Source organism: Pseudomonas sp. D1HM, assembly GCF_019266105.1.
Taxonomy (GTDB): Bacteria; Pseudomonadota; Gammaproteobacteria; order Pseudomonadales; family Pseudomonadaceae; genus Aquipseudomonas; species Aquipseudomonas taetrolens.
Genome location: NZ_LRMN01000027.1, coordinates 32,327 through 59,182 on the forward strand (window position 1 = coordinate 32,327; position 26,856 = coordinate 59,182).

23 protein-coding genes are annotated in these 26,856 nt (G+C 59.3%); 4 read left to right on the forward strand and 19 right to left on the reverse strand.

The annotated features are described in order from the left end of the window. Position 1: 1 nt before the first annotated feature. The 6 genes from AWM69_RS21910 to AWM69_RS21935 all read right to left on the reverse strand — a co-directional run bounded on the left by AWM69_RS21910 (position 2) and on the right by AWM69_RS21935 (position 7,944). A complete protein-coding gene (locus tag AWM69_RS21910) occupies positions 2 to 1,225 on the reverse strand; it encodes an NADH:flavin oxidoreductase (protein ID WP_218728457.1) in 1,224 nt (407 codons plus the stop codon). A gap of 19 nt (positions 1,226 to 1,244) precedes the next feature. Continuing rightward, positions 1,245 to 2,885, reverse strand: coding sequence for a DUF1302 domain-containing protein (locus tag AWM69_RS21915; RefSeq protein ID WP_218728459.1), 1,641 nt, complete (start codon positions 2,883 to 2,885; stop codon positions 1,245 to 1,247). A 123-nt stretch (positions 2,886 to 3,008) separates the two neighbouring features. Further along, positions 3,009 to 4,391, reverse strand: a complete 1,383-nt coding sequence (locus tag AWM69_RS21920) for a DUF1329 domain-containing protein (protein ID WP_218728461.1) — start codon at positions 4,389 to 4,391, stop codon at positions 3,009 to 3,011. A gap of 91 nt (positions 4,392 to 4,482) precedes the next feature. Further along, positions 4,483 to 6,894: an RND family transporter gene (locus AWM69_RS21925; RefSeq protein ID WP_218728489.1), complete on the reverse strand. Its 2,412-nt coding sequence runs from the start codon at positions 6,892 to 6,894 to the stop codon at positions 4,483 to 4,485. A 379-nt stretch (positions 6,895 to 7,273) separates the two neighbouring features. After that, positions 7,274 to 7,477, reverse strand: coding sequence for a hypothetical protein (locus tag AWM69_RS21930; protein ID WP_218728463.1), 204 nt, complete (start codon positions 7,475 to 7,477; stop codon positions 7,274 to 7,276). Further along, a complete protein-coding gene (locus AWM69_RS21935; RefSeq protein ID WP_218728465.1) occupies positions 7,474 to 7,944 on the reverse strand; it encodes a hypothetical protein in 471 nt (156 codons plus the stop codon). The genes AWM69_RS21930 and AWM69_RS21935 overlap by 4 nt, the downstream gene beginning before the upstream one ends. Before the next feature lie 394 nt (positions 7,945 to 8,338). On the opposite strand from AWM69_RS21935, the gene AWM69_RS21940 reads away from it, so the two are divergent. The 3 genes from AWM69_RS21940 (at position 8,339) to AWM69_RS21950 (ending at position 9,407) form a co-directional block, all read left to right on the forward strand. After that, entirely contained in the window at positions 8,339 to 8,590 is a 252-nt protein-coding gene (locus tag AWM69_RS21940; protein WP_131652941.1) for a hypothetical protein, read from the forward strand. A 160-nt stretch (positions 8,591 to 8,750) separates the two neighbouring features. Then, entirely contained in the window at positions 8,751 to 8,981 is a 231-nt protein-coding gene (locus tag AWM69_RS21945) for a hypothetical protein (protein WP_048383382.1), read from the forward strand. Positions 8,982 to 9,167: 186 nt separating this feature from the next. Continuing rightward, positions 9,168 to 9,407, forward strand: coding sequence for a DUF2789 domain-containing protein (locus tag AWM69_RS21950; protein WP_131652942.1), 240 nt, complete (start codon positions 9,168 to 9,170; stop codon positions 9,405 to 9,407). Here the strand turns inward: AWM69_RS21950 and AWM69_RS21955 are convergent. From AWM69_RS21955 to iolC, 13 genes are all read right to left on the reverse strand, one after another. Further along, complete coding sequence (locus AWM69_RS21955) at positions 9,395 to 9,610, reverse strand: hypothetical protein (RefSeq protein WP_048383380.1); 216 nt, start codon at positions 9,608 to 9,610, stop codon at positions 9,395 to 9,397. The two genes, AWM69_RS21950 and AWM69_RS21955, sit on opposite strands and share 13 nt — an antisense overlap. Before the next feature lie 126 nt (positions 9,611 to 9,736). Further along, positions 9,737 to 11,083, reverse strand: coding sequence for a DUF2235 domain-containing protein (locus AWM69_RS21960; protein ID WP_218728467.1), 1,347 nt, complete (start codon positions 11,081 to 11,083; stop codon positions 9,737 to 9,739). 199 nt (positions 11,084 to 11,282) lie between these two features. Continuing rightward, on the reverse strand, positions 11,283 to 11,687 hold the full coding sequence (locus AWM69_RS21965; protein ID WP_048383378.1) for a TraR/DksA family transcriptional regulator: 405 nt from the start codon (positions 11,685 to 11,687) through the stop codon (positions 11,283 to 11,285). A gap of 327 nt (positions 11,688 to 12,014) precedes the next feature. Beyond that, complete coding sequence (locus AWM69_RS21970; protein ID WP_048383377.1) at positions 12,015 to 13,043, reverse strand: ABC transporter permease; 1,029 nt, start codon at positions 13,041 to 13,043, stop codon at positions 12,015 to 12,017. Between the two features lie 61 nt (positions 13,044 to 13,104). After that, positions 13,105 to 14,670, reverse strand: coding sequence for a sugar ABC transporter ATP-binding protein (locus tag AWM69_RS21975; protein WP_218728469.1), 1,566 nt, complete (start codon positions 14,668 to 14,670; stop codon positions 13,105 to 13,107). 93 nt (positions 14,671 to 14,763) lie between these two features. Next, positions 14,764 to 15,690: a sugar ABC transporter substrate-binding protein gene (locus AWM69_RS21980; protein WP_218728471.1), complete on the reverse strand. Its 927-nt coding sequence runs from the start codon at positions 15,688 to 15,690 to the stop codon at positions 14,764 to 14,766. 125 nt (positions 15,691 to 15,815) lie between these two features. Continuing rightward, positions 15,816 to 16,847 carry a Gfo/Idh/MocA family oxidoreductase gene (locus AWM69_RS21985; protein ID WP_131652946.1) on the reverse strand — a complete coding sequence of 344 codons (1,032 nt, stop codon included), beginning with the start codon at positions 16,845 to 16,847 and terminating at the stop codon, positions 15,816 to 15,818. 152 nt (positions 16,848 to 16,999) lie between these two features. Next, positions 17,000 to 18,025 carry a Gfo/Idh/MocA family protein gene (locus tag AWM69_RS21990; protein ID WP_218728473.1) on the reverse strand — a complete coding sequence of 342 codons (1,026 nt, stop codon included), beginning with the start codon at positions 18,023 to 18,025 and terminating at the stop codon, positions 17,000 to 17,002. A 36-nt stretch (positions 18,026 to 18,061) separates the two neighbouring features. After that, on the reverse strand, positions 18,062 to 19,999 hold the full coding sequence (iolD, locus tag AWM69_RS21995) for a 3D-(3,5/4)-trihydroxycyclohexane-1,2-dione acylhydrolase (decyclizing) (protein WP_131652948.1): 1,938 nt from the start codon (positions 19,997 to 19,999) through the stop codon (positions 18,062 to 18,064). Positions 20,000 to 20,021: 22 nt separating this feature from the next. Beyond that, entirely contained in the window at positions 20,022 to 21,524 is a 1,503-nt protein-coding gene (locus AWM69_RS22000) for a CoA-acylating methylmalonate-semialdehyde dehydrogenase (RefSeq protein ID WP_218728475.1), read from the reverse strand. Between the two features lie 21 nt (positions 21,525 to 21,545). Next, the gene (gene iolB, locus AWM69_RS22005) at positions 21,546 to 22,355 is read right to left on the reverse strand and encodes a 5-deoxy-glucuronate isomerase (RefSeq protein ID WP_218728477.1); all 810 of its coding nucleotides are present in this window, start codon (positions 22,353 to 22,355) and stop codon (positions 21,546 to 21,548) included. Beyond that, entirely contained in the window at positions 22,352 to 23,245 is an 894-nt protein-coding gene (iolE, locus tag AWM69_RS22010) for a myo-inosose-2 dehydratase (RefSeq protein WP_131652951.1), read from the reverse strand. The genes iolB and iolE overlap by 4 nt, the downstream gene beginning before the upstream one ends. A 110-nt stretch (positions 23,246 to 23,355) precedes the next feature. Further along, on the reverse strand, positions 23,356 to 25,293 hold the full coding sequence (iolC, locus tag AWM69_RS22015) for a 5-dehydro-2-deoxygluconokinase (RefSeq protein ID WP_218728479.1): 1,938 nt from the start codon (positions 25,291 to 25,293) through the stop codon (positions 23,356 to 23,358). A gap of 306 nt (positions 25,294 to 25,599) precedes the next feature. On the opposite strand from iolC, the gene AWM69_RS22020 reads away from it, so the two are divergent. Then, positions 25,600 to 26,499, forward strand: coding sequence for a MurR/RpiR family transcriptional regulator (locus AWM69_RS22020; RefSeq protein ID WP_048383366.1), 900 nt, complete (start codon positions 25,600 to 25,602; stop codon positions 26,497 to 26,499). The last annotated feature ends 357 nt before the right edge of the window (positions 26,500 to 26,856 follow it).

Consider the following 26,856-nt stretch of genomic DNA (forward strand, 5'->3'; position numbering starts at 1 on the left):
ACTAACCCGCTGCCGGTTGCGCATTGAGCACCGGATCACCCGCCGGGCCGAGCACACACGAGGTGCCACCGGGGGTGTACATCATGGCCACGCACCGGTTGCAGGCGGTACAGCCACTGTGTCGGGACAGGCCTTGGGACAATCGGTTGACGAAGTCCGGCTGGCAAATCAACCCCCGCCCCATCGCCACGGCCTCAAACCCTTCAGCCATTGCCCGCTCGATGCCTTCCAGACTCGATACCCCGCCCAGGTACGCCAGCGGCAACTTCACCGCAGCCCTGACCTTGCGCGCATGTTCCAGCAGGTACAGCTCCCGGAACACGACCTCGGGCTCTTTCAGGCGCTGCAACGCCATCGCCATGCCAATCAGCGGATTACCCGCCTTCACCCGGTTCTCCTTGGGAAATGAAGAGCCAAACAGGGTGGTAATGGACTCAACGTTCATGCCCGCACTGAGTACCAGCAAATGCGCTCCCGCCGCTTCCAGCAATCTGGCAATGGCCGCGCCGTCCTGCGCGGTATTACCGCCCCGAACGCCATCCGTGATGCTGTATTTGCAGATCACCGCCAGGTCATTGCCCACCGCCTCCAGCACGGCACGCAACACCCTCAGCGGAAAGCGCAAACGGTTTTCCAGACTGCCGCCGAACGAGTCACGTCGCCTGTTATAGAGCGGGGAAATAAACTGGCTGAGCAAATAGCCGTGGCCCATGTGCAGTTCCACGGCATCGAAGCCCGCCGCACGGGCCAGCTCGGCCCCCTGTACAAACTGGCGGGTCACCTGCGTCATATCGGCTTCGGTCATGGCCTGTTTGCGCCACATCCCGCTCATCAGCCCGACCTTGTTGAATCCACCGCTGGAGGACAGAGGCCTGGGCGTCGAGCGTTCACGCAAAAAGGTAAAACAGCCTCCGTGGGTGATCTGTGCCGAGGCGGCAGCGCCGTGCCGATGCACCGCATCGGTCAGGGCGCGCAAATGAGGGACAGTGCTTGCGTCGAGGACTATTTGCCCCGGCAGCGTGCGACCGTCCGGGCTGACCGAACAGTACGCCAGGGTGGTCATACCCACCCCGCCTTGCGCCAGCGCCTCGTGGAGCTTGACCAACTGCCGCGAGGGAATCCCTTGGGGCGCCATGCCCTCATTGGTCGCCGATTTGATAATCCGGTTACGCAACGTCAAGGGGCCAATGGTCAGCGGTTCAAACACATGTCGGGCATTGTTCATGAGTACCTGCACTCCCGTCTCAGAAGGTGTACTTGCCGTTTAACGACAGATAATCGCGGTCAGCCATCATGCGGCCCTGGGCGATGTCGGCCGAACTCAGGTACATCACGTAGGTCATCCCCAACTGGAAATTCCCTAGGTACTTGAAGTCGCCACCCAGGGTCAGACGCTTTTCGGCGCGGCCCAGACCCGAGTAGGCACTACCGTCGATGTTCTGTGTCCAGGTGGCCTTGGTGGTCAGGTCCCAGCCGGCAAAGACGTTCGGGTGATCGAAATACGCACCCAGTCCCAACAGCGTTGAGCCCCGGGTCTGACCGTCATAGACGAATTTGTTGAACGTGCCATCGGTGCCTGCACCACCGCCGGTGATCGTCAGGTCATCAACCCCCTGGATTCGCTGGTGCACCACTTCGGCCATCAGGTTGGTCTGTTGCGCCATGAACGAAGGGCCGAGGATATACACTGCGTTCAGGTTGCCCTGCCACACCTGTCCACGTGCCGGGGCGCCATTGCTCAAATACACCGCCGCACCGTCGCGGTAGCTCAGGTCACCGGCAAACTGCACCGAGTCACCGACCTTGGTGGTAAAGCTGGCCCCGGTGAGTTTGATGTTGTCGAAGTAGCCCAATTGATAGCTCGGGCCGTTACCGCCACCGCCGACTTTGCCCAGAGAGGAATAGTGGGTCTGGCCGGTAAAATCGAAGAACAGTGCCGGTACGCGGTCGTGGTAGCGGTAATGAAACAGGCCGATCTCGGTATTTTGCGTCAGCCGGTAACGGGTGCCGAGGCCCCACTCTCCGCTGTCGCCCGGCTTGACCGAACCCGCATAGTCCACGGCCCGGAACGACGGGTCTGGAAGGTTCTGGATAATGCCCGGTGCCAGGCGATAGAACTCGGCGCCCGGGCCAAAGGTGTCACTGCCAAAGTAGTCGCCCACCGGGTTGAGCTGGGTTTCTTCCCACTTGTACTGGTAGAAGCCAAGCAAGGCCAGGTCATCGTTGATCGACCACGACCCCGAAATCTGCCCCACCGGCAAGTAAGCGTCCTTGGCTTCAGTGCCGGGAACGTTGAACTTGGTTGAATCGACCGGGGCCTGGCCCTGGCTGATGTTCGGCCAGAACAGGCTTTCGCCCCAGGCCACCAGATGCCGCCCGGCTTTGAGGGACACGTATTGATCGTCGTTGACGGTAAAGTCGCCGTACACGTAAGCATCCAGCAGGCGTGCCTTGCTGCCGCTGAGTTTGCGCGTGTCGCTGCTGAATTCGTTGTAACGTCCGGTCTTGTTGACCGTGTCAGGCGAATTGTTGTCGTTGCGCTGGTGATAAACCTCGTCATAGAAATGACTGCCACGGACCACCGCACCGAGGTTTTCGTGCTTGAGCATCAACTCGCCAAACACACTGACCCGGTTGTTGATCAGCGATCCGCGCTTGAAGTTGCGGGTGGCGTCGTCGTTATTGATGTCATTGAGGTATTCGTGATCCGGCTTTTCGGTACGCATCGAGGCCGTGTAGTTCACGGTCAGCGATGAGTCGAGGGTGGTGTTCTCGCCCAGTTCGAGGGTCGGTGCCGCCAGCGCCATCCCGCCACTGATACCCGCCAGCAGGCCGGTGCCGACCACCTGGCAGGTGCTGCGTTTAACTCGGTGGTGCCTAAACATGCAGTGCTCCTTTTTATTGTTGTTTGCTCATGTCCAGCAGATCCTCGAACACGGTCCGGCCAACTGCGCGCAGGCAGAGCCTGCGGCAGGTCGAACACACCGTGTCGGGGGGGGATTACAAGGTTATTTACCGGCCCGGCGAGCCGCTTCCGGACCAAAGTCGCCCGGTGCAAAACCGCCCTTGTTCAGCACATAGCCGTTACGCTGTTCGTTGATCAGGTTGAAGGCCAGATAGCTGCCGGCGTTCAGGTCGTGATACAGGCCAACACCGGCCTGCCAGGTCTGGGTTTCCGGGGCGTAGAAATAATTGACCATCGAGGTGCGCCACAGCTCGCCACGGTTGTCGTAGTTGTCGCCCATGATCGGGAACCAGGTGTCTTCATCGATGTACATCGTGCGCTTGCCATACAAATGCCGATTGCCCGGCTTGAGTACGCCTTCAAGCACCCACACCCGGTGCAGCTCGTAGCGCATGTTGTCGGGGTTGATATGACCCGGGGTCAGCATGTCGGCGTACTTGAGGTTATTGGCGTGCAAGCGTGCCGTGTTATAGGGGATATACAGCTCTTTCTTGCCCACGATGTTCCAGTTGTAGCGCTGGGCCGAACCGTTGAAAATCCGCACTTCGTCAACCGTGATCGAACCGCCCGACCCCGGAAATGCCATGTCGAAACCGTAGCCCGGAGACTGGCGCACACGACGCGTCCCCGGATCGTAGCGCCAGCTCTGGCGCGGCTCGGTCTTGTCGTTCCAGTATTCTGTACCGGTATTGATTTCGCCCTTGTCACGCTGTGGCAACAGGGTTTCATTGCGGTAGAACGAAGAGTTGCCCGTGGTATCGCCAATCCTGCCGGGCTCCAGCCCCGGCGCCAGGTTGCGCGAGTGCACGCGGCCCCAGTTGATGTTGCCGCCCTTGAGCACGTAGGCGTTGTCCGAGATGTACTCTTCAGTCCAGGCACGCACGGTGAACAACGACGCATTTTTCAGCAGCTCGATGCCGCTTTGCGGGATTGGAAAAGCCACCCCGCCGGTTCGGGCGACAACCCCTTCGCCGTCGTCAACCAGCTTGGCCACTGTGGCGTTTTCCTGAGTGGCCTTGCACACCGTGTCAGAGAACCGGAAGTCGCGGTGCGACGGGTAAATCGGCATGCGGAAGCTTTGCGGGTAGAGCTTGAACAGCGCTTTTTGCCCTTCGGAGAGGTGCCCAGCGTACTGATCGAGGTTTTGCGAGGTAATCACGAACAACGGCTTTTCGCCGGGATAAGGATCCAGCGGATGCTTACCGGTGCCCTCGAATTTCATCCCCGGTGGCGCGCCCAGCCATTGGCCGCTGAAAGCCGGAATCGTGCCTGCGGCATTCCCTTCCTTTTGTGCACCGACGCAGGTCAGATCCTTGCCCAGCCGGGCAACCTGGTCGGCCGGTGCCTGGGCCTGAGTCAGCCCACTGTAGCCGTGTAATGCCAGCGCGACTGAAAGCCAGCCGCCTACCCGAGAAAGACGTCGCATGAGGTGTTCTCCTTTTTATTGTAATAACGCCAAACCCCGTAGCAGCTGTCGAAGGCTGCGTTGGAGCGCGAAGCGGTCCTGATGGAGCGACTCAATCTGCCTGAACGGTGGTATCCAGCGATTGACTCGCGCTACGCGGCCGAATGCAGTCTTCGGCAGCGGCTACAGGGGATCGGTCAGCCACCAACGGCTTGCCCAGGTTGAACCAGGCGGCCAGGGCAGGCAGCAGGAAGATCGCACCCAGCACGTTGACCATGAACATGAAGGCCAGCAGCACACCCATGTCGGCCTGGAACTTGAGCGGTGCAAAGACCCATGTGCACACCCCCAGTGACATCGTCACGGCGGTAAACACCGCCGCCGTGCCGCGCTGGCACATGGCGCGATAGAACGCTTCGCGCAGGTTTTGCCCTTCAGCCATCTCGTGCTCGATGCGCTCGTAAAGGTAAATGCCGTAGTCCACCCCGACACCGACACCCAGTGCCATGACCGGTAGCGTTGCTACCTTGAGGCCGATACCGAGCATCGCCATCAGCGCATTGCACAGCACCGCGACGATGGCCAGCGGCACCAGGATGCACAGCACGGCGCGCAGAGAACGGAAGGTCAGCAGGCAAAACAGCGCCACGGAGAAGAACAGCGCAGCCAGCATGACCACTTCGGCCTGCTTGACGGCCTCGTTGGAGGCCGCCATGACCCCGATATTGCCGCCCGCCAGCTTGAAGTCCACGCCCGGCACATTGATCCCGGCAATCACGCGCTTGGCTTCGCTCAGTACGTGGGCCACGGTGGCGCCTTCGTGGTCAGTCAAAAACACCAGAATCTGCATTTTCTGACAGCCATCCGTCACCAGCCCCGAGTCCGGCGAGTAGGCATACGCCCCCTGCTGCAAGCCCTGGGCAGACCCGGGGATTGCTGCCCAGCGTGGATTGCCTTCGTTGTTGCCGGCAATCACTTGCTTGCTCATTCCGGCGACGCTTTGCACCGATTGCACACCGGGCACTTCGCGCATTTTGAAATCGAACGTCTCGACGGCACGCATCACCGCCGGGTCGAGGCAGGCCTCGCTGCGATCGGCAATGGTCAGGAACACCGACAACACATCGAGGCCGATCGAGTAGGTGCTGATGATCTGCTGGTTGTCCTGGTTGTAACGCGAATCTGCCCGCAGCTCCGGCGCGCCGGCCCCAATGTCACCGGTGGCCAGTTCACGGGCCTTGATCGCGCCCAGGGCCAACAGCAACAGGCTCAAGGCAAACACCCATAATGCCGGGCCCGGTGTCGCCAGCGCCGACAGACGCCACCACAACGGGTGACGCTGGTGCGCCAGTGGTACGGGTTCGCTGAGCAAGCGGGGTTCGAGCGGCAAGTGGGCAATGATCAAGGGCAACATGATTTTGTTGGTGATGATCATCAGCATCACACCGATACAAGCCGTGACCCCGAGCTCATGCACAATGGGAATGTCGATCAGCATGATCACCCCGAAACCCAGGGCATTCATCAGCAGCGCCAGCGCGCCGGGAATGAAAATCTTGCTGAAGGCCGCCTTTGCCGCATTGACCGAATCGCTTCCAGCCAGCACCTCCTGCTTCCAGGCATTGGTCATTTGCACCGCGTGGGAAACGCCAATCGAAAAAATCAGAAACGGCACCAGAATCGACATTGGATCAATCCCGAGCCCGAGCAAAGGCAACAACCCGAGTAGCCAGATCACTGGCAGCAAGGCGACAAACAGCGCCACCAGGGTCAGGCGCAATGACCGCGAATAGAGCCACAGCAACGCACCGGTAATCACGAACGCGATGGCAAAAAAGCCCATCACCGTGTTCAGCCCCTCGACCACATCCCCCACCAGTTTGGCGAAGCCGACGATGTTGATCTCAATGTCAGCGCTGCTGTATTGGCTGCGGATCTGTTCAAGACGCTGGGCAATTTGCACATAACTCACCGGTTGCCCGGTTTTGGGATCAACGTCTTGCAGATCAGCCCGCACCATGGCCGATTTCAGATCATTGGCCAGCAAGCTGCCAATCTGGCCTGAACGCGCGGCATTGCTGCGTACCTGCTGCAAGTCTTCCGGAGTAGCGGCGTATTGCGGCGGCACCACCAGGTCACCGACATAACCGTCTTCGGTGATTTCGATATAACGCACGTTGGGGGTGAACAGCGACGTCACGCTGGGACGGCTGACCCCGGAAATGAAGAACACGTCGTCCGTGACCTGTTGCAAGGTCTGCAGGAACTCGGGGTTATAGATATCGCCCTCGCCTTTCCAGTGCACGCTGACCAGCAAGCGATTGGCGCCGGTGAAGACCCGGCTGAACTCGAGAAAGTTGAGCATGTAGGCATGCCGCACCGGGATCTGCTTGTTAAACCCGGGGTCCAGCCTGACCTGAGTGGCGCTGTAGCCCAGCCCCAGAGAGATCAACAGGAACAGTCCGAGCAGCAGCTTGCGGCGTGCCATCAACTGTTCGGCACAGCGGTTGACAAAACGCTGCATGGGGGTGGGATGAAGCGCGCTGGCCGTCACGACCTTGCACCCTCAGTGATTACCGCACAGCCGCACACGGCAGATGAAAAGACCCATGCCTTCATCCTCGCAATCCCTCACATTTTTCTTGTTTTAGGGTCCGGCTGTGGTGGCCAGCCAGCGTAGAGCGGGATCGATCATCAAGTGCGGGCAGGACGCGAGACATCGTCCATAAGGCCTAGGCCATTTGGAGGGAGCATTTCACAGAGGGAACTGCGCTGACCCAGCGGCTACAAAAAATTCGTAGCGGAGGGGGCAACGGCGGCGAATATCCTGTAGCCGCTGCCGAAGGCTGCGATGGGGGGTGCGCGAGGCCGCGTCCGGCTGCGCAGCAGCCGTAAAGCAGGGTTCAGACCTGCGCGGCCGTCTGTAGGCGTTCGAGTTCGCGACGCACCATGCTCGCGTATTCGGCGGGTCGCAAGGCATACAACTGTCCGGCAACCCAGGTGAGCCACGCGCCTTGCAATTCGGACTTTTGCGCGAATAACTGCGCAGCCTTGGCCTGTGCCTGCTCAAGGTGCTGGCGGTGAAACTCGCTGCGCGAGGCTGTCACTCTTTGCTGGCCTTGAACGTCAGCTCGCCCTTGGGCCATTTGGCAGCCTTGGCGGTGACGGCTTTCAGGGTTTTGGTCAACCCTTCTTTAAGCTGTTCCTGCGCGGCGAAGATCAACATCACGGTTTGACCTTCCTTGAACACAATGCCCTCGCCCAGCGGCGAAGTGACATAGGCGTATTCGCCCAGGCCGTAAATGGTCATTTTGATGTCGCGAAACTTGATTTCGAACTTGCCACCTTCGCGGCTGGGCAAGACAGCTGCGCGAAAATGATCACCGACCTTCAGCTCCAGGCCTGGTTTGTCATCCACTACCAACGCTGCATCCGTATCGATTTCAGCGATGTAAATACCTTCTGCCGTTTGTTCGGTGATGTACACAAAACGCGATTGGAACAGCTTGACCAATCGTGCCCGCAAGTCACCCAACACGAACAACGCATGCATCTCCAGATTGCTGACTGCCAACGAAAAACCCTCGAAAACTTGAAGTGAAACTGCCCGAAAAAAAGACAGGCAGCAAAAAAGCCTGAATGACCTGTTTAAAAACCCGAGTACAACAAGTTCGCCTGACGGCCTGGATCAGGCGTGGCGTATGACATCAAGACGCATCGATTCCCGGTTTGATCCCTGGCAAACAAACGGCCGGAGCAGTTGAAATTTAACCGGAACTTGAATCAACGCAAACAGGCTAAAGAACACACCGAAAAAGCCTGCGATTAAAGACGTAACGTCTGGCGCTGTGTTTTTAAAAAAAACCTTACAAATACAAGAACAACGACAGCTGCCAATTCTAGTCCACCGACAGCCCGCGGGCTATTCAAACAATGCCCTGACATCAAAGCCCATGAGGACAACACCCGTGAATCGACTTGACACTCTTGCAGCGCAGCCATTGGGCAGTGAAAGCCTGCAACCGCCCACTTCCAGCGGGCCATTCTACCGACTCACACCCGAAGTTGGGTATACGCATCCACGCCTGTTTCAAGTGATTGCCGTCAGCCAGGGGTTTTTCCATATCCGGGAGGCCGGTACAGGTCAGGTCAAAGGCTTTCGATGCACCTATAGCGATGCCTGCGCACTGGCCGAGCACTTCGAAAAAGCCTTGCCCTAGGTTTTCTGGAGCCTTCAGCGGCGTTTTTACGGGGCTTTCGTCGCCTGAAGGGTGATCACCGCGCCACGAGGTGTCAACTGCTGCCATACTCGCACGAAAATCGACCTGGCCCATGCCGCCAGATTGTCTGGACTCCATTACCTCCAAGGGAAAGTGACACGTGACGGAATTTGATATTGGCGAGTTTTTTATCCGCGGTGAGTCCAAAGAAGTCGACGGCGAGTTTCAGGCTGTCATTGTGATGCGGGCCAAACCACCGCTCACCACTGTCACTTACCATCAGGTCGAAAAGGATCGCTGGTTCAAGACTGCCGAGGTCGCGGATATTGCGGCCAAGGAATCGGCAAAGGCCTTGAAGGCTGCCGTTGATGAAGGCGCGCTCAACATCTGAACCGAACACGCTGTGGCGGCTCCGTCACAGCGTCCGCCCACGGGCCCCCTTGCCTGAATCCCCTCCTCGCCACCGGGCACGCGCCAGTCATCGGCTACGCTGCAGTCCCGTCATATGAAGGATTTGAACCCTTGACGTTCACAGGCCTCATATACCTTGAGCCCACCCTTTGCAAAGGACATGAACATGGACGAAACACCGAACACCCTGGAACACCTGTTTGAGCAACTGGGGCTGGCCGCCGATGAAGCCTCGATCGAAGCGTTCATTGCGAGCCATTCGCCGTTGCCCGAAGACGTCAAGCTCGCCGATGCGCCCTTCTGGTCATCTGGACAATCACAATTTCTGAAAGAAAAACTGCTGGAGGACGGCAGCTGGGCCATCGTCATTGATGAGCTCAACCTGCGGCTGCATCAGGCGCGCTGAGCCTGCGGCATGGCGATGGGGCTGGCGCCCAGTTGCGCCAGCCACGCTTCACGGCACTCCTCCGCTTCCAGCCGGCTGGAATAAGCCGTACCGCGCTGCTCACCATTGACCAGTACCACCCAACAGGCCTTTTGACCTGCCTCGCGCAAATTTTTTGGAACACCGCTGCCGATCATCACGGCGACATCAACCTGGTTTGACATGATGGTCACTCCATCTATTTAGTTAGTCTCCTAACGATGTCAGCCATATTAATGTCTAAATGCCGCTGGAAAAAGCGCGCTACCGCAGAGATCAATTGCATAAGCTGTAACAATCCCTGCGTAGACTCAGGCGAAGCCGGGGGCCTTTTGCTCGAAAACCGAACGGCCACCCTCTTGCGGTATGTCGAAGAAAACCTTGTCCAGCACCCCGGTCCCTTCGCCAATTGCCGCGTTCCAGTTAGCCGACAGATGGACATAACGCTGACGCAACACACGCTCTTGTGCCTGGGTAAATGTCGGCGTTTCACCCTTTGCGAGCCGGGCCTCAAGCCTGCTCTCCAACGCCAGCAACTCATCGGGCAAACTGCTCTGTGCATCGGTCAATGGCTGCAGGGGTACGCCGTTCTCGCACGCCAGGCGGTGCATAAGGCGCAGATACACCCGGGAAAGATGGCCATACAGCCGACGCTGCATAAAAACCGCCGCCTGTACGCGTTTCATCGGGTCCTTGCGCGAGCCTTCCTGCACTGCGTGGCTGCGCACTTCAAGCAAGCGCTCCGGATCCAGCGGGTCCAGCAGATCCCTGGCCTGCCATGCCTTGAGCTGGGCCGCTGCAGTTTTCCAGGCGTGTGTCAGCTCGGAGGGAGTGGACGGGGCCACCAGGCTGGTCTCCCAGCGTGTCACATACACCTGTTCTGACATCTGCAGCGGATAACCGCCTCCCACATCGGCATGTGCGCCAGGCACGGCGATATCCATGGGCCATTGAGGCGCGATACGGCTCAGGGAGAAATTGCGCCGCTGCTCATCACGGGCACTCAGTTGCACCACCTGTTGCGCACTTTCAGGCCCCAGGTAAAGGTTGAGCCCGGGATTGATGGCGTCGCTGACATCCCCCAGGTCGGTCAATCCTCCCATGGCCGCCACGGTATCGAACAAGCCGATAAAGTGGATGGTGCACTCGAAACCGGGGGCCAGTTTGTACCGGTCTTCAAACCGGGTCGCGTTGACCAGATTGGCAAAGTGGCGGGCCGCGGCCGCTCCACGGCTGAAACCAAACAGGTCCAGCTGCACATCGCTCAGGGTGTGTTCGGGCAGTTGCTGCACAAAATGCTCGAGGCATTCAGCCAGTTGCGTCCGGGCTTGCGCTGCCTTGCCCAATACCCCCGTGCTGCCACGGCCATAGGTCTGCGCCGGAAAACGGGTATCCCCTGCGCCGGTGGTGGTGCCGATACCGCTGATGTAGAGAGAGGTTATTGCCATGCCATTGGCATCGAAGGTCGACTGCACGGGGTACCGCTGGTGCAACCTGGCGATATTGGTCGGCACTTTGGCATAGCTGCTGTCGGCATCGATCACCTGGCCTCGCGCCTGACGCTCCAGCCCCGACTGACTGTTGAACTGGTTGTTGGCCGTTCCATCGAAAAAAATACCGATACGCAACACGCGTCGTGTGTTGCTTGAAGTGCTCATGAATCTTGCCCTCTGTATATTCGTCCTCGCGCAATGATGCAGCGCCAGCGACTAGAGTGCTGATCAGCAGCGACCGGTTCAAGGCTTACGGGTTGTTTCAGAAAGGGATTACAACAGGGTGCGGGCCAACCGTGCGAGTGACGGCTGAATCCAACTGGCTGCCGGAGCCGCTGGGTGCGGCCCCGGCAAGGGCAAGCCCTTAGGCCTGACGCTGGTGCTTGTCGATTTGCTCGTGGCGCTCTTGGGCTTCGATGCAGTACTTGGTGGTCGGGCTGATCAGCAGGCGCTTAAGGCCAATGGCATCGCCGCTGTCATCACACCAGCCGAAGCTGTCTTCTTTAATACGCTCCAGTGCTTGTTCCAGCTGAGGCAGCATGCGCTGATCGCGGTCGATCGAGTTCACCAGCCAGGTGCGCTCTTCTTCAACCGAAGCGGCGTCCGCAGGGTCGGCCGGGGTGTCCAGGCTTTCGATCGCGATGCGGTTCTGCTCAATGCGCTCGTGGGTTTCAACCTTCATGTTTTGCAACAGCTCAGTGAAAAAAGCATGTTGCTCGGCATTCATGTAGTCATCCGCCGGCATGGCCAGCAACTTATCCTTTGTCATTGATTTCTCTATAAAAAATACGTGCATTAAGGCTAATTGGGGAGCGTTCCGACCGATCTTCATCCCAACCAGTTAGGTGCCATCTCTTTAAAGCGCCACCCGGCACTCAATTTAAGAGGGGCGGCAGTCTAAGGCCGAGTTATCGAGTCAGCAACCGAAAAAACAGCTATTTGTCCAGCAAAACATGGAAAGTGATGAAAAAAGTGTCTTGCGGGGGCTAATGGAGTGCGTTTATAGCAAGAAATTCAATGCCGACGCTAAAAATGACAACACCACGCTCGAAGGCGTGGTGTTTTGGGTCGCAGCGTGGCGATCCGGTAAACAGGCTCAGCGCTTGAGTTTGCGCTTGTTGCGGTATTGGTCGATGACGACCGCGACGACAATGATCAAGCCTTTGATAATGTCCTGGATATAGGCGTCGACCCCGACGAAGGTGAAGCCGCTGGCCATGACCCCGAGGATCAGCGCACCAATCACAGTGCCGGTGATGCGCCCTACCCCGCCCGCCAGGCTGGTTCCGCCAATGACCGCGGCGGCAATGGCATCCAGCTCATACGACATGCCCATGCCCGCTTGCCCGGTGGCAGCACGTGCCGAGGCCACGACACCGGCCAGACCCGCCAGCAGGCCGGCGATGCTGTAGACGATGATCAAGTGACGCTTGACGTTGATGCCCGAGGTGCGCGCCGCTTGCATGTTGCCGCCGATGGCGTAGGTGTACTTGCCATATTTGGTGTAGCGCAGTGCGATGTGGAATATCAGCGCCACCACCAGAAAAATGATGACCGGCATCGCACCGTTGCCAATGGCCGTGTAAGACTCCGAGAGCATGCTTACCGGCTGGCCTTCGGTGTAGTAACGCGCCAGGCCTCGGGCCGACACCATCATGCCCAGCGTTGCAATGAACGGGGGAATTCCGGTGATGGCGATGATGCTGCCGTTAATCGCACCCGCCAGCAGCCCCACGCCAAGCCCCGCGATCACCGGAATCCATACCGGCAAGTCGGTCAGCGAAGGGAAAACCGCCCGGGTGAAGTCCGAGGTTTGTGCCAGGCTGGCGGCGATCATCGCCGAGAGTGCCAATACCGAGCCCGACGAGAGGTCGATGCCGGTGGTAATGATGACTTGAGTGACACCAATGGCCAGCAACCCGATGACCGACACCTGCAAAATCATCAGCACCAGGCGCTGGGAATTCATCAGGAAGCTCTGGTCTCGTACGATCCAGCCAAACACTTCAAATACCAGACCAATGCCGATCAGGACCAGAAAGATGCTCAGCTCGGTCGGAAACCGACGGCGGTTCCGGGATTTCGGTTCAGCCGCGGTCGGCTTGTTTTCGGTTATCGCATTCATGGACGTTGCTCTCTCATTCTGCTGCGCCACGGGCCCGGTTGCAGCCACTGCGCTGAAATCGTTAATGAATCGCCGTGATACCGGACGCCAGTTGCATGACGCGCTCTTGTGTCGCCTCGCTGCGGTCCAGCGTGCCCATCTGCTCGCCTTCATGCATGACCATGACCCGATCGCTCATGCCCAGAACCTCAGGCAGTTCCGAAGAAATCATGATCACGGCCATGCCTTCGCTGGCGAGGAAGGAAATCAGACGATAAATCTCGACCTTGGCGCCGACATCGATGCCTCGGGTCGGCTCGTCCAGGATCAGCACCCGCGGGTGGGTCATCAACCAGCGCGCCAGCAACGCCTTTTGCTGATTGCCGCCCGACAGGGTGTCGATGCATTGCTCAAGCGAAGGGGTTTTGACCCGCAACTTCTTGCACATGTCTTCACACAAGGCGCGCAAGGCTTTTTGCTGGATAAAACCGTGACCGGCGTAATGCGGCAGAATCGCCATTTCCATGTTTTCTAGCACTGACAGGCACGGGAACAGCCCGGTCAACTTGCGGTCTTCGGTGAGCAGCGCGAAGCCCTTTTCAATCGCCTCGTGGGGGCTGCCGATGCGCACCGCCTGGCCGTCGAGATGAATTTCACCACCGGTGCTGGGGGTGATGCCGAAAATGGCTTCCGCGATATTGGTCCGCCCGGAGCCCATCAACCCGGCAATCCCGAGGATTTCGCCAGCGTGCAGGTCGAACGAAACCCCTTCAAAGACCCCGCTCAGGCTCAAATCCCGCACCGACAGCAGCAGATCGCCCAGCGGGCTTTCGCGCACGGGAAACAGCTGGGTGAGCTCCCGCCCGACCATCATCGAAATCAGGCTGTCGCCGTTCATGCTGTCTGCACGTTGCAGGCCGATGTAGGCACCGTCACGGAACACCGCCACTTCATCGGCGATGCTGAAGACTTCGTTCATTTTGTGGGTGATATAGATGATGCCTTTGCCCTGGGACTTGAGGTCGGCAATGATCGAAAACAGGTGGGCGACTTCTTTGTCGGTAATCGCCGAAGTCGGTTCATCCATGATCAGGATGTCCGAGTCATATGACACGGCCTTGGCAATCTCGACCATCTGGCGCTCGGCAATGCTCAGGTTGCCCACCAGCTCCTGGGGATCGAGGTTGATCCGCAGGCGCTCCAGCAACTGCGCGGTACAACGGAACATTTCCCGGTGGTCGATCATGCGCAGGCCGTTGAGCTGCTCGCGACCGATCCAGATATTTTCGGCGATACTCATGTGCGGCATCAGGTTGAGTTCCTGATGGATCATGGCAATCCCGGCCTGCAGCGCCGCCAGCGGCCCGGAAAAGGTCACCGGCTTGCCCCGCAGTCGCAGTTCACCGGCATCGGGCTGGTAAATGCCGGCGATGATTTTCATCAGGGTCGACTTGCCTGCGCCATTCTCGCCCATCAGGGCCAGCACCGAACCCGGGCGCACCCGCAGTTGCACGTCATCGAGCGCCACCACCCCGGGGAAGCCTTTGCTGACGTTGATCACCTCCAGCAGGTAAGGCGCCTCTTCATTGACCGCCGTGGGGGTGGGCGCCACAGTCGGGGTGCTTGAAACCGTCGCTGACGCGAGCATAGCCAGTACTCCTCGATTGCCCCGGTCAACGCCCGGGGCAGTGGGCAAGGCTTGAGCCTCGCCGCCTATTGTTTTTATGGGTTGAGTGAACGACTACTTGAAATCGTTGACGTTGCTCAGGGTGATCATCTGGAACGGCACCCAGACCGCCTGGTCAACCGGCTCTTTCTTGATCATTTTCATGGCCGTATCGACTGCGCCGTAGGCCTGGCCCTTGGCGTCCTGGAACACCGAGACTGCCAGCTCGCCCTTCTCCACGGCACGCACCCCGTCCGGCGTACCGTCAACGCCGGCAATCAGTACCGTGCCATTGGCGACACCCGCCTGCTTCAAGGCCATCGCAGCCCCAATGGCCATCTCGTCGTTATTGGAGACCACTGCATCGAACTTGCGGCCCTGAGTGATCCAGTCATTGGTCAAGGTCATGGCCTTGTCCCGCAGCCAGATCCCGGTCTGTTCCTGGTCAACCTTGATGTCCGGGTACTTGGCCAGGACCTCTTTCACACCCTTGGTGCGGTTGGTGGTGGAATTGTTGGCCAGGTCGCCCAGCAAAATCACGATGTCACCCTTGCCGCCCAATTTGTCGGCCAGGTACTGCATCTGCATTCTGCCGGCCTCCAGATCGTCGGAGGCCACGGTGGCGACGCCTTCAGGCAAGGTCGCGTCATCAGGACGGCGATTGACATAGACCAATGGGATGCCGGCCTTGACCGCCGCCTTGGTAATACGCCGGGTGGCGGCAGTGTCCACAGGATTGACCACAATCGCGTCGACTTTTTGCCCGATAAAGCTTTCTACCTGGCTCAGTTGCTTGACCACGTCAGCACGGGCGTCTTCAAACTGCAGCTGGACGCTTTCGGGATAGGATTTGGCTTTTTCGTTCATCGACTCACGCAGGTAAGTCAGATAGGTGTCATCGAACTGAGACATGCTGACGCCGATTTTAATGTCGGCGAGGGCCGAGCCGCTGGCCAGCAGCATCGAGAGGGCAAGGGAAGCAAAACGCAGACGGTGTTTCATACAGGCAGTCTCCACATTCTTGTTGGTTTTATGGATGCGGCAGTGTCGGTAACCTTAAAACGACTCTATTAGAAAATATTTTCTATATCAACACATTTTAGAATTTTTTGAACAATCAATTCTATTCAGGTCTGGTCATCCAGCCTGATGACCTGCCGGGTTTCGCCACTCAAACGCGCCGCGTCCAGCACGCGCAAGGCTTGCAGCACGTCCTGAGGGTCGACCGGCAATGCGCCCCGCCCTTGCACCGCTGCTATCATTTGCAGGTAAAACTGCTGCCAACAGCCGTGCTCGGTCGGTACGCGCTCACGCTCCTCTCCCTGTTCGAACCAGCCCCAGCGTCGATGCTCTTCTGCCCCCCAGCGTTCGCCTTCAGTTTTCGGGGACAACCCCGCGAGCACGGCCGCTTCCTGACCGTCAAAGCCTTCAACGCTGTAGCTGCCCAGCGTGCCGCTGACCCTGAACCGTGGCCGCGGGGTGTTTTGCAGGCAGCTGCCGCCCACATGAGAAATCACTCCGCTGGCATGGGTCAGGGCCATAAAGAACCCGTGGTCGATTTCCGGGTGTTCAGGGGAACAGGCCCGCTCGGCGTAAACCGATTGCACCGGGCCAAACAATTGCAGCGCCTGGTCCACCAGATGGCTGCCCAGATCCCTGAGCCAGCCACCGCCGCTGGCATCTCCCACCGAAGCCGGCGAAAAGCGTTCGATAAATGACTCAAAGCGCGTGACGTGCCCCAACGCTCCGCTCTCTAGCAGTTTGCGCACGGTGAGGAAATCCGAGTCCCAGCGTCGGTTCTGGTACACGCTGAGCAGCACGCCCTGGCGCCGGGCAGCGTCCACCAGATGCTGTGCCTGGGCCGTATCGGCCGCGAAAGGTTTGTCGCTGACGACCGCCACCCCGTGCTCGATGGCTTGCATGACGAGTTCCGGGCGGCCTTTGAGCGTGGTGGAGATCACCAGTAGATCCACCCCGGCTTCAACCAGTTGACTGAGGCTGTCATAGGCGTTTACGCCGGGGTACCCGGCAGCCAGCAACTGACGCCGCTCGGGTGAACGGGTCACCACCCCGGCGAAGGTCACGCCCGGCAAACTGGCGATCAGGGGAGCATGAAAAAAACGGCCACCATGGCCGAAACCGACGAGTCCAATACGCATAAGTATTCCCTGTTGTTATCGACGCAAGGCGGGATCTGTAGCCGCTGCCGAGGTACGAGGCTGCGATCGGCGACGACGTCGTACAGTCCGAGGGGACGGTGTATCAGACAAGCCTCGGGCGCTGCGCTCGAGGCACATCTGGAACATTTGCCTTACCCGTAAAAACGCGGCCGCTCGGGCAGCGCCACGTTGACAATCGCCCCGCTCTGCTGGGCCTCGATGCAGGCATCCGCCGCGACGGCGGCGGCATAACCGTCCCAGGCCGAAGGACCGCCAACTTGTCCCGCACGTACCGCATCAATAAAAGCCTGCAGCTCAACGTCATAGGCCCCGATGAAACGGTCTTTCCAGTCCATCAAGATGGCATTGGACAGCTTGGCGCCACTGCGCAGTTGCACCTGCGACGGCTCGGGTAATTTGGCGATGCCAGTTTCACCGACCACTTCACACTGGATGTCATAGCCGTACTGGCAGTTGACGAACACTTCCACGTCAATGCGCGTGCCCTTGGCGGTTTCCAGCAGCACGATTTGCGGATCTCTCAAGTGCGCGAGGGCTTTGCTGGTTTTACGCGGAAACACCACTTGCACCGAAACATAGTCGTCATCGAGCAGCCAGCGCAGTACGTCCAGCTCATGGATCAGCGTGTCGGTGATCGCCATGTCGGTTTTGTAGTTTTCACCCACCCGCGGGTTACGGTGTGCACAGTGCAGCATCAACGGTTCGCCGATCTGACCGCTGTCGATCACCGCTTTAAGTGCCTGGTAGCCTTGATCGTAGGGACGCATGAAGCCCACTTGCACCAACCGCTTGCCATAGGCCACTTCGGCGTCGACGATGGCGCGGCAACCGGCAGCGGTGACCGCCAGCGGTTTTTCACAGAACACCGGCTTGCCCGCCTTGATGGCCGCCAGCACGAATTCTTCGTGGCTCGGGCCCCATGACGTTACCAGCAGCGCGTCGACTTCAGGCGCATTGATCAACGCGTGGCCGTCCGGGTAAACCTCGGCTGCCAGCCCCAGCTCCGCCACCACCTGTGCCGCTTGCTGCAAATTGATATCGGTGACTGCCACCACCTGGCTATTGAGCAGGGTCTGGCTGCAGCGACGAATATGATCGCGACCAATCGCGCCGGTACCGATCACGCCAAGTTTGAGGGGTTGAGTAGTTGACGACATGTGCGGACTCCTGTTGGATTTTTTGTCAGAGACGGATCAGTACTGGCGCGCTTTGGAAAGTGCGATGTTCGACTGGTGTGCCGCGGCGTCCGTGCGGGCGCTGGTGGACACTTGCGCCACACCGACCCGCCACCATGTCAGGTAGCTGTGGATCATGGTTTTGGGCAGCACTTTGATGTCGATCAGGGTCGAGACGCTCTGCAAGCGTGCATCAGCCAGGGCCGCATGCAGTTGCTCAAGGGTGCTCACCTTGTAGGTCTTGCAGCCATAGGCCGCTGCGCTCATGGCGAAATCGACGGGTACAAAACCGCCGTCAAGCTTGCCGGTTTCAGGGTTGCGATAGCGGAACTCGGTGCCAAAGCTGTCCATCCCGTTGCCCATCTGCAGGTTGTTAATGCAGCCGAAGGTCATGTTGTCGAACAGCACCACGTTGATCTTGCGCCGCTCCTGAATCGAGGTGGCGAGTTCGGAATGCAGCATCATGTAAGAGCCATCACCGACCAGCGCATAGACCTCACGGTCGGGCTCGGCGAGTTTGACCCCCAGCGCGGCGTTCACTTCATAGCCCATGCATGAATAGCCGTATTCAACGTGGTAAGTGTTCACCCCCTTGCTGCGCCATGCCCGCTGCAAGTCACCGGGCAGGCTGCCGGCCGCTGCGACAATCACCGCATCCTCGGCCAGGGTGTGATTGAGCACCCCCAGCACCTGGCTTTGGCTCAGGCAGGAACCGGTCAGCTCGATAAACTCGCGCAGCACGGCCGGGTCCAGATGGTCAGTGATCTCGGGGGCAAAGTCCGGTTGCTGATAATCCACCTGATACACCCGGTCCACTTCGGCTTCCAGCCGGACTCTGGCCTGTTGCGGTGCATCGCCCCACTCGGAACGATAACCACTGCTGGCCAGGAGCTCGGTCAAGGCTTCAAGCCCGGCTCTGGCATCAGCCAGCAGTTGCACGCCATCCAGCTTGAGGGCATCGCACGGGCTGATATTCAGGTTGAGAAATTCTGCCTGCGGGTGCTGGAACAGTGATTTCGACGAGGTGGTGAAGTCGGTATAGCGCGTACCGATGCCGATGATCAGGTCCGCGTCCCTGGCCAGCAGGTTGGCGGCCAGGCAACCGGTTTCGCCGATGCCGCCAACGTTCAGAGGGTGCGCCGAGACGATGGCGCTTTTACCGGCCTGGGTTTCAGCGAACGGAATGTCAAAGCGCTCGGCAAAAGCCTGCAACGCCGCGTTGGCCCCGGCGTATTTGACGCCGCCACCGCAGATGATCAGCGGTTTGCGCTTGCGTTGAACAATGGCCTGGGCATCAGCCAGCATGGCCTGGGTCGGCAAGCGCCGGTCAATGCGATGCACACGCTTTTGCAGAAAATAATCAGGGTAATCGTAGGCTTCAGCCTGCACGTCCTGGGGCAAGGCCAGCGTCACAGCACCGGTCTCGGCCGGATCGGTCAGCACCCGCATGGCGTGGATCGCCGCACTCATCAACTGTTCGGGGCGGTTGATACGGTCCCAGTATTTGCTTACGGCCTTGAACGCATCGTTGGTGCTGATGCTCAGGTCATGGAACTGTTCGATCTGCTGCAGCACCGGATCAGGCTGGCGGCTGGCGTATACGTCACCCGGTAATAGCAGCAGCGGAATCCGGTTGGCCGTGGCAGTGGCCGCAGCGGTCAGCATATTGGCCGCCCCCGGACCGACCGACGAGGTGCAGGCGTAGATCTTGCGCCGCAGGTTTTGCTTGGCAAAGCCGATTGCCGCGTGAGCCATGCCCTGTTCGTTGCGGCCCTGATGCACCACCAGGTCACCGCTGTCCTGCTCCAGTGCCTGCCCCAGGCCCAGCACGTTGCCGTGGCCAAAGATGGTGAACACACCGGCGATAAACTTGCTCTCGACCCCGTCCACTTCAACGTATTGGTTATCGAGAAATTTCACCAGGGCCTGGGCCATGGTCAGTCGTGTCGTACTCATGTCTGCACCCCGTTGGTACGGCTTACTTGGCGGTTGGCATGCTGAATTCAGGACCTTTGGCGATGCTGTCGGGCCAGCGCTGCATCACACTTTTGTAGCGGCTGTAGAAGCGGATGCCTTCTTCGCCATAAGCATGGTGATCACCGAACAACGAGCGTTTCCAGCCACCAAACGAATGCCAGGCCATCGGTACCGGGATCGGAACGTTGATCCCGACCATGCCGACCTTGATGGTGCGGGCAAAGGCCCGGGCCACGCCGCCGTCACTGGTGAAGCAGGACACGCCGTTGCCGAATTCGTGAGCGTTGATCAGCGCCACCGCGCTGGCAAAGTCCGGCACCCGGACCAGCCCCAGCACCGGTCCGAAAATTTCCTGGCGGTAGATGCTCATCTCGGGGGTGACGTTGTCGAACAAGGTGGCGCCGACAAAGAAGCCCTGCTCGGCACCCGGCACTGTCAGGTCGCGACCGTCGACGATCAACTGCGCCCCCTGAGCCACGCCCTCATCGATAAAGCCGATGACCTTGGCCTTGTGCCCGGCGGTCACCAGCGGTCCCATCTCGCTGTCGGGCAGCAGGCCGTTGCCTACTTTGAGCTGATCGATGCGCGGCAGCAGTTTTTCGATCAGGCGGTCCGCCACATCGCCCACGGTCACGGCGATCGAAATGGCCATGCAACGCTCGCCCGCCGAGCCGAAAGCTGCGCCGATCAATGCATCCGCCGCCTGATCCAGGTCCGCATCGGGCATCACGATCATGTGGTTTTTCGCACCGCCCAGTGCTTGTACGCGCTTGCCCCGCGCAGTGCCCTGCTGGTAGATGTACTCGGCAATCGGGGTGGACCCCACGAACGAAATGGCTTCGATATCCGGGTGCTGCAACAGGTCGTCGACCGCGCTCTTGTCGCCCTGCACCACGTTGAATACGCCATCCGGCAGACCGGCTTCGGTCAGCAGGCGGGCCATCAGCAGGCTCGCCGAAGGATCACGCTCGGACGGTTTGAGAATGAAGCAGTTGCCCGTCACCAAGGCCAGCGGGATCATCCACAACGGCACCATGACCGGGAAATTGAACGGCGTGACACCGGCACACACCCCCAGCGGCTGACGCAGGTTCCAGTTATCGATACCACCACCGATGTTGTCACTGAAATCGGTCTTGAGCAGGTTGGGCGCGCCGCAGGCGTACTCGACGATTTCAATACCGCGGGTCACTTCGCCCTTGGCATCGGAAAACACCTTGCCGTGTTCGCGGCAGATCATTTCGGCCAGTTCATCGTGGTGCTCGTCGAGCAATTGCTTGAACTTGAACATCACCCGCGCACGGCGCAGCGACGATTGCTCGGACCAGGCCGGGAACGCCTTCAGCGCTGACGCAACAGCGTCATCCACCGTCTGCCGGGTGGCCAGTGCAACCCTGGCCTGTACGGCGCCCGTCGCCGGGTTGAAGACATCACTGAAGCGTTCGCTGCCTGAATCCTGAACGCGGCCGTTGAGGTAATGGCCGATAACCGGGGTAGTGCTCATTGTTCTTGTTCTCCGAAAACGTTAGAGATCCATCAGCCAGCTGTGCTGCGGGTCGTTGTGGAATTGCCAGACGCGCTTGGGCCCGGCCATGACGTTCAGGTAGTAGGACTCGTAGCCATAAGGCACGCTGACCGGGTGATACCCTTTGGGCACCACCACCAGATCGCTGTTCTCTACCGCCATGGCCTGATCGAGGCTGCGGTCATCGGTGTAGACCCGCTGGAACACAAAGCCCTGAGGCGGGTTGATCTGGTGGTAATAGGTTTCTTCGAGAAAGCTCTGGTGCGGCAAGTCATCGGTGTCGTGCTTGTGCGGCGGATAGCTCGACGAGTGCCCCGACGGCGTACGGACCTCGACCACCAGCAGTGAATGGGCAGGCTCGGTATCCGGCAGGATGTCGCACACGTAGCGGGTGTTGGCGCCTTTGCCGCGCACACTGCGTTTCATCGCCTCGGGCTTGATCAGGCGCGCGCCCAAACCGGCACTGGCCGACCCGGGGGCTGAACACACGGCAATTTGCACCTCGCTCAATGCCAGCACTTGTGCCTGGCTGCCGGGCGGCAAATAGACGGCAAACGGCGACTTGTCTTCGAACACCGAGTGGCGGTCGCCGATATTCTCCCAGCTGAAAGCCCCCTGCCCCGGTTCTTCGCCCGTCACCGTAACCCGGCCGCCGAGCAGTACCAGACACAACTCATGGTCACCGGCACTGACGGGCAGGCGTTCGCCGGCGGCCAATTGATAAGCACTGAAGCCCACGTATTCCAACGCCCCTTCGGGCAATTGCACCAGGGTCTGGCCGGCAGTCTGACGCTTAATCAACAAGCTCATTGGCCCGTCCTCGCATCCAGCAGGCCACGCAGGGTTTGATAGCCTTTTTGCGCATAGGCAAAACTCGGGGCCACGGCCGGGTCCTGCTCTGCCTCGACCACCAGCCAGCCCTGGTAATTAGCGGCCATCAACACATCCAGCAAGGAAGCGAAGTCGATGTCGCCATCACCCGGTACGGTGAACGTGCCGTTGATGATGCAGTCGGGGAAACTCCACAAGTTATTGCGCGCCAGTTGCACCACCGCCTTGCGCACATCCTTGAAGTGCACATGACAGACGCGGTCAATGTGTTTGCGCAGTACCTCGATCGGCTCGCCGCCGCCCATGTAGCAATGCCCGGCGTCGAACAGCAGGCCGACGTCACGGTTGGTCAGGCTCATCAGGGTGTCGATATCGGACGGCGATTCGATGTAGGCCCCCATGTGGTGGTGGTACGCCAGGCGCACGCCCTGGGAAAGGGTGAACTGCGCCAGTTCGTTGAGTTTGTCGGCGTAGGCTTGCCAGGCTTGCTCGGTGTGAAAGCGCGGACGCTCGATCAACGGAATACGCTGGCCCTGGATCGAGTCAGCCACTTCGCCATACACCAGCACCTTGGCGCCATTTTCGGCCAGCAGCTGTACGTGGCTGGCAATCGCATCAATTTCTTGTGCGGCCGAACGCCGGGCCAGACGGCTGGAGTACCAGCCCGAAACCAGCGCCAGGTCATAGGGCCGCAACACATCGCCAACCCCTTTGGCGTCCTTGGGGAATTTACCGTTGAGTTCGAAACCTTCGTAACCGATCTGCTTGCCTTCACTGAGCGCAGTGCTCAACGGCGTCTCGCCACCCAATGACGGCAAGTCATCGTTACTCCAGGAAATCGGGTTGATGCCAATACGGATAGCGGGCATGGCTGCACCTATTATTGTTTTCTGAATAAAGTATCTGCAGGGACGGGATCGTTGCGGTGCATCAGATGCACCGTGTTGCTTGCATCCCGAGCAAGCTCGCGCCTACAGCTTCAGCGACGGGCGGACTGCCAGGACTCGATCAACTGCACGAACGTTCCCTGCACCCGTTCGATCAGCGCCCGGTCATCGATTTCTCCGGCCAGCCAGGCGCGGCTGGGCTCCTGGAAAATCGTCCGGCCCACCGCGAATCCACGGCAGGTCGTGCTCTCCCGGGCTTGCCGGAACCCTTCGGCAAGCACCTCGGGCGGTGCATTCAGCCCCAGCAGCACCACGCCCCGGCAATACGGGTCGCGTTCCTGAATCAAGGCATCGAGTTGCTGCCAGACTTCGGCGGGTTGCGCTTCGATTTTCCACCAGGCCGGGAAGATCTCGAGGTTGTACAAACGCTTGATGGCGCGGTACAGCACGTCGGGATGCGTCGAAGGGTGGTCTTTGGGCGGGATGATCTCCAGCAGCAGTTCATGGCCGCTGGCCTGCGATGCCTGATACAAACCCTTGATTTGCGCTTCCTGCTCGAGACGCAGCAGCGGTTCATCATCGGGATGAAACTGCACCAGGCATTTAATGATCTGTTCTTGCGGCCAGGCGATCAGGTTGCTGCCAATCGAGCGACCGTGCTCAAACGCCAATGGCCGCGAACCCTGAACTTCCACCGGGCGTGCAATCCACCAGCCGCGGCCCGTGGCCTCGTTCAGTGAATCCTGACCGAAGCGCTGGTCTGCCAGCAAACCGACATCGGCGTCGATGCCCTGCCGCCGCAAGTCGCCTTCGACCTGTTCGACCGCGCGGATGAACAGCTGCTTGAGGGCACCAATACAGGTGTGATCACGGCCGTACTGCTGCGCGATTTCAACCAGCTGCCAGCGGTGATCGAAGGCGAACACAAACAGTTGCTTCCACTGTTTGCGCGGTACGCTGACCTGGTGCAGGCGCTGCAGAGCCATGTCCTGATCGGGACGGGTGATCGGCACCGGGCTGCTGAACAGGTAGTCGAGTTCGGCCCGGGTCGGCATGGCCGGGGCACAGGCGTGACGTGACACCACGAGCCCGCCGCAGGCATTGGCCAACTGACAGCAGCGCTCGTCGCTCGCCTCTTCCAGCCAGCCAGTGAGGAAGCCGGACATAAAGGCATCGCCAGCACCCAGCACGTTCAGCACCTCGACCTGCACACCCGGGTAAATCGAACCGTCTTCAAGCCGGGCCGGGATCTCGCCTTGAATCACCGTACACCCCTGCGGGCCGAGCTTGACCACCAGGGTTGCGGGGGTCAGTTGCCGAACAGCGCGCAAGGCTGCGAGCAAGTCGGTGCCACCGCCGGCAATCAGGAACTCTTCTTCTGTGCCCACGATCAGGTCAAAGCGCGGCAGAATCGACTGCACATGGGCAGTGACCTTGTGATCGGCCACAAAGCGCGTCTCGCCATCGGCCTTGCCCGCCAGCCCCCAGAGAACCGGACGGTAATCGATATCGAGCACGCGTTTGACGTTGTGCTGCTCGGCGTAATCGAGTGCGGTGATGCTGGCCTGATACACGCCCTCCGTGGAGAAGTGGGTACCGGTAATCAGCAGGGCCTTGCTCGAGGCGATGAAGGCCGGATCGATGTCTTCGGCCCGCAGGGCCATGTCCGCGCAGTTTTCGCGATAGAACACCAGCGGGAAGGTTTCGCGGTCCTTGAGGCCCAGCAACACCAGTGCAGTCAGGCGCTGCGGATCGATGGTGATGGCACTGACGTCGCAACCCTCTCGAGCCAGGGACTCGGTCAGAAAACGCCCCATGTGGTCATCGCCCACACGGCTCAGCATCGCCGAGCGCAAGCCCAGCCGCGCCGTACCGAAGGCTATGTTGGCCGAGGAACCGCCCAAGTACTTGGCGAAACTGCTGACATCTTCCAGGCGCGCCCCGACTTGTTGCGAGTAGAGGTCGACGCCCAGGCGTCCAAGGCAGATCAAATCCAATTCACGCCCTGTGGCAAAACGAGTCTGTCCCATGCTGGCTCCTGTTATTTTTATCAGCCTGCACTCATCACCTCACACGGCCTGAGCGCTCTAGGTGGGATGAAGACTAAAACGGTAAGGCATAATAAACAATATTTATTCCATAAATTTTTAATGTAGAATTTTTGTTCCATATCCTGCAGCAACTGGCGATTTACGCCTCTGTAACGATTCAGCGAGCAGGCACTGAATCGCTGGTCAGGATTTTTTCAGCGCCTACCCTGTAGACTGCGCACGCTAACCGGTTACCTGCCAATGCTTGTGTCGAACCCGCAAAGAGCCATTCATAAGGACTCATCTATGTCACCCAGCGATCAGCCAGAGCGCGAATTGCCCAACCCTGCGCTCAATGCCGAGGGTTTATTGCAGCTTATAACCGAGGAGTACGAGAGCCTGCCGCGACAGCTCAAGCGTATTGCCAGTTACATGAGCCAGCAAAGCGACCGCATCATGGTTGACCGGATCAGTGATATCGCCCGCGAGTGCGAGGTCCACCCTTCGGCCATCGTGCGTTTTTCGCAGCGCTTCGGATTCAGCGGTTTCAGCGAAATGCAGGCCCTGTTCCGCGAGGCGTATACCCACAAGGCAACCCCGGTCCAGAACTACCAGCAGCGTATCCGCAGCATGATCGCCAACAAGTCACAAAAAGCCAGTGGCGGCGATCTGGCGCGCGAGTGCATCAATGCCACGCTGTCGGGCATCGAGCGGCTTGGCCTTGAACTCGACGATCAGGCCTTCGACAAGGCGGTGGACCTGGTGGTGAATGCCGACAACATCTACGTGGTGGGCGTACGCCGCTCCTTCGCTGTTGCCGACTACCTGGTGTACAACCTGCAGCACACCAACAAGCGGATTCACTTGGTCTCCGGGCTGGGCGGCAGCTACCGCGAGCAGATGCGCAGTGTGCGGGCCAACGACCTGGTGATCGCCATCAGCTTTACGCCTTATGGCAAGGAGACCCAGCATTGCCTGCGTATTGCCCAGTTGCATCAGGCCAAAACCCTGATCATCACCGACAGCAACCTGTCGCCCCTGGCCAAAAGGGCCAACAGTGTGTTGCTGGTCAATGAAGGCAGCTCATTTGCGTTCCGGTCGCTCAGTGCGACCTTGTGCCTGTGTCAGGCGCTGTTCATTGCGGTGGCTTATCGCCTGGAACTCAAGGTCGACGAAATCCACGAACAAGTGGGCTTTGAGGATTAGGTTCTCAATTAGTAACCATTTCAACGCCCGGAAAACCACGGTTATCTTTGGACGGATGTACTGCCCTGTAGGGCGTTACATCGGAAACCCGTATGCCTGAAAACAATTGAGGGTATGAATTAAGGCACTCAATCCTCTTGCCATATGGATTGAATAATCCTACGAACTTCTCCGTAAATCTTCTTTTCAGCTACGCACAGCCTGACAATACCGGGCAGGTTTCGCGTTTTACAATCGCTGACACAAATCCCAGATCGCAACCAGAGTAAATGGTCCATGTGTCACCGCGTGTATCGCAACGCTAAACACCGGTGGCTCTTGCCACGCGGGTGAGGAGCCTCAACCGCGCAGGCCCGC